The following is a 3407-nucleotide window of genomic DNA, read 5'->3' on the forward strand; positions in this document are numbered from 1 at the left end:
CGTCGAGCACCCCCTGCACACGTTGCGCTGCACGGGCGTCGCGCAGCTCGCCCTGCGCGGCGAAGGCCTCGTGCGCACGGCCCAACGCGTATTGCTGGGGCGCCACCAGCATGGCAAAAGCCATCTGCAGGTATTGCCGCAGGGTGTTCATCGCCCGCAGCCCGCCCAGCGGCCCCGGCGAGGTGGACAGCAAGGCTACCGGTTTGTTCGCCGTGACCGCCAGCCCGGCGGGATGTTGGTCGGTGGCGGGAATGCGCGAGAGCCAGTCGAAGGCGTTGATCACCAAGGGAGTCGGGAAACCGTTGTACTCCGGCGTAACCAGAAGCACGGCGTCGCTTTCAAGCAGCGCCGCCTGCAGTGCCAGGGCACCGTCGGGCACGCCCTGCGCGGCCTCGAGGTCGCCGTCATAGACCGGCAGCGCCAGGGCGCGCAAATCGAGAACTCGGGCCTGCAGCCCCAGCCGCTCGGCAGTTCGGGCCGCAAAGGCCGCCATTTGGCCACTGAAGGCGCCCGCGCGAGCGCTACCGGGAAGAATGAGAAGTCGAAGACTGTCCATGCTCGCAACCCTTCTGAAAAGCAAAACGGCAGGCGGCCCCGGAGGACTTCCGGGGCCGCGCGCTTACGCCGCGATCTGGCCGAAACGGCCGCTGTTGAAGTCTTGCATCGCCTGATGAATCTCGGCCTGGGTGTTCATCACGAACGGACCGTAGCCGACGATGGGCTCGTCGATCGGCTCGCCGCTGAGCAGCAGCAGCGTGGCGTCCTCCTCGGCCTCGACCAGCACGCCTTCGCCTTCACGGCTGAGCAAGCCGAACTGTGCCGAACGCACCACCGCATCGCCGTTCACCTTCACCGCGCCATGCAGCACCACCAGCGCCAGCGTGCGCCCCGCGGCGATGTCGAAGCGGGTCTGTGCGCCCGCGTTGAGCCGCACATCCCACACGTCCATCGGCGTGAACGTGCGTGCGGGGCCACGGTGGTCGGCATACGTCCCGGCGATGACGCGCACCCGCCCCGCCGCGTCGGGCAAGGCCACGTCGGGAATGTCGGAGTTCAACAAAGTCTGATAGCCGGGCTGCGACATCTTGTCCTTGGCGGGGAGGTTGACCCAGAGCTGCACCATCTCCAGCGTGCCGCCTCGCTCGGTGAACGCCTGGGAGTGGAACTCGTCGTGCAGGATGCCGCCGGCCGCCGTCATCCACTGCACGTCGCCCGGGCCGATATGGCCGCCGGCCCCGGTCGAGTCGCGATGGTCCACCTCGCCCTGATAGACGATGGTCACGGTCTCGAAACCCCGATGCGGGTGCTCGCCCACGCCCCGCGGCTGCGTACCGGGCGCGAACTGCGCCGGGCCGGCGTAGTCGAGCAACAGAAAGGGGCTGAGCTGCACGCCGTGGCTGCTGTAGCTGAACAGCGAACGCACCGGAAAGCCGTCGCCAACCCAATGTTGGCGCGGGTTGCTGAACACGCCGCGAAGGGATTTCAGATTTTTCATGCTTTTCTCCTGTAGGGTTGAGCCAACTCACCTCTGACAGAATAGATTTGGAACGAACTTTTAAAAAGTGGAAAATTCGGCCATCATCGTTCCATAAACAGAACGGCCGCTTCGATTCCTTCAACTCCTTGGTCACAAAGCATTCGCTATGCAGCAAAGCACCGAACAACCCCATTCCCTCTGGAAATTGCAGTTGGAGCGTGCCTGGCGGGCGCCCGCCCGTTTCATTTCGCGCTGGTACTTCGCCTATCTCCTGCTCGGCGTCGCCACGGCCGGGTTGATTCCGGTACTGCTGCCCCTGCTGGTCGTTGCGCAGTTGGGTCGTGTCAGCGATGTGGCCTACGTTCTGGGCGCCTATAACCTGGGGCTGTTGAGTTCGCCGCTTTGGGGCAAGTTTGCCGAGGCGAGAAAGGACTATCGCACCCTGTTTCTGGGCGGATTCGCGCTGGCTGCGCTGGCGACGGCAGGTTTCGCCATCCTGCCCGGATTGCCGAGCTGGATCGTGCTGGGTTTGTTGCTGGGCCTGGGTTCGTCTGCCGCAAGCACCATCGCCAGCCTGTTCATTTTCGACTTTGCGCCGCGCGAGGAATGGGAGCCTCGGATCGGCTGGCTGCAAAGTTTCAATGGCGCCGGGCAGGTGGTCGGCTTGCTGCTCGCGGGCGCGCTGGTGCACAGCCTCACTCTGGGCATCTGGATCACCGCCGCGGTGCTTGCGGCAGCGGTGATCGCATCGCGCGTGGGTCTGCCCGTGCAGCGGGTCGTGCACGCCGTCGCACCCCGGCACGCCATACAACATCTCGACTTTCATGGGCTTGCCGCCTTTGGCCGAACCGAGTTGATGGGCGGCGGGTTGCTGCGGCAATCGCATCATTTGTCGCTGCCCGCCTTGCGGCAATTGCCCTCACAGCTGAAAACCGCGTTTGGGCGTTTCATGCTGTCGTGGTTTTTGCTGTCGTTTGGCGTCGCCGCCTTTTTCGCCTATTTCCCGGTGCTGATGCGCAAGGGCTACGGCATCGATCCTGGCCTGACTTCGCTAACCTACGCGGTCACGGCCGCCATCGGCATTGGCCTTTACATCCTGGCGAGTCGGTGGTCTTCCCGCCACGGTCCGCAGCGCGTGTACCGCTGGGGCCTGCTGCTGCGCGGATGCGGATTTGCCCTGCTTTTCGCCCTGATGTTTTTTCCGGCGGCAGGACGAGAGCGAGAGGGATTGTCCATCGTCGGGTTCGCCGCCATCGTTGGCGCCTGGCCGCTGCTGAGCGTCAGTGGCACCATGCTGGCCGGCAAGCTCAGCGTACTCAGCGAGGGCATGGCCATTGGGCTGTTCAATGCGGTTGCCGCCATCGCCACGGTTGCCGGAACCCTGCTGGGCGGCCCGCTGTTTCAGTTCGCAGGCAATCCAGGGGTGCTCTTGCTGGGACTGGGCGGCATCGGCTTGTCGTGGCTGTTCAGCGCAAGCCAAGGCAGTGCATCATGCGCGACCTGAATGATCTGTATTACTTTGTTCAGGTGGTGGAACACGGGGGCTTCGCACCCGCCGGACGTGCGCTCGGCCTGCCGAAATCGAAACTGAGCCGCCGCATGGCGCGACTGGAGGCGCAACTGGGCGCAAGGCTGATCCAGCGCTCGACCCGCAGCTTCGTGGTCACCGAACTCGGGCAGACTTACTACACCCACTGCAAGGCCATGCTGGTCGAAGCCGATGCAGCGGAAGAAGCCATTGCCCGCACCCACGCCGAGCCCTGCGGTGCCGTGCGCATGACCTGCCCGGTCGCCCTGCTCGACGCGCAAGTCGGGGGCATGGTCGCGGCCTTCATGGTGCGCTACCCGCAGGTGCAGTTGCAGCTTGACGCCACCAACCGGCGCGTGGACGTGGTGGCTGAAGGCATCGATGTGGCCTTGCGCGTTCGCC

The 3407-nt window shown here is 65.0% G+C and carries 4 protein-coding genes; 2 read left to right on the forward strand and 2 right to left on the reverse strand.

Annotated elements, in window-relative coordinates:
- Together AC2VLV_RS15425 and AC2VLV_RS15430 are read right to left on the reverse strand one after the other, a co-directional pair.
- A partial coding sequence (locus tag AC2VLV_RS15425; RefSeq protein WP_486990822.1) for an NADPH-dependent FMN reductase occupies nt 1–493 on the reverse strand: 493 nt, incomplete at its 3' end.
- 126 nt (nt 494–619) lie between these two features.
- Nucleotides 620–1486, reverse strand: coding sequence for a pirin family protein (locus AC2VLV_RS15430; protein WP_486990825.1), 867 nt, complete (start codon nt 1484–1486; stop codon nt 620–622).
- Nucleotides 1487–1643: 157 nt separating this feature from the next.
- On the opposite strand from AC2VLV_RS15430, the gene AC2VLV_RS15435 reads away from it, so the two are divergent.
- Together AC2VLV_RS15435 and AC2VLV_RS15440 are read left to right on the forward strand one after the other, a co-directional pair.
- Nucleotides 1644–2981 carry an MFS transporter gene (locus AC2VLV_RS15435; protein WP_486990823.1) on the forward strand — a complete coding sequence of 446 codons (1338 nt, stop codon included), beginning with the start codon at nt 1644–1646 and terminating at the stop codon, nt 2979–2981.
- Nucleotides 2969–3407: LysR family transcriptional regulator (locus AC2VLV_RS15440; protein WP_486990824.1), on the forward strand; the 439-nt coding region annotated here is incomplete at its 3' end. The genes AC2VLV_RS15435 and AC2VLV_RS15440, both read left to right, overlap by 13 nt.

The organism is Thiomonas sp. TH-17 (genome assembly GCF_057473305.1).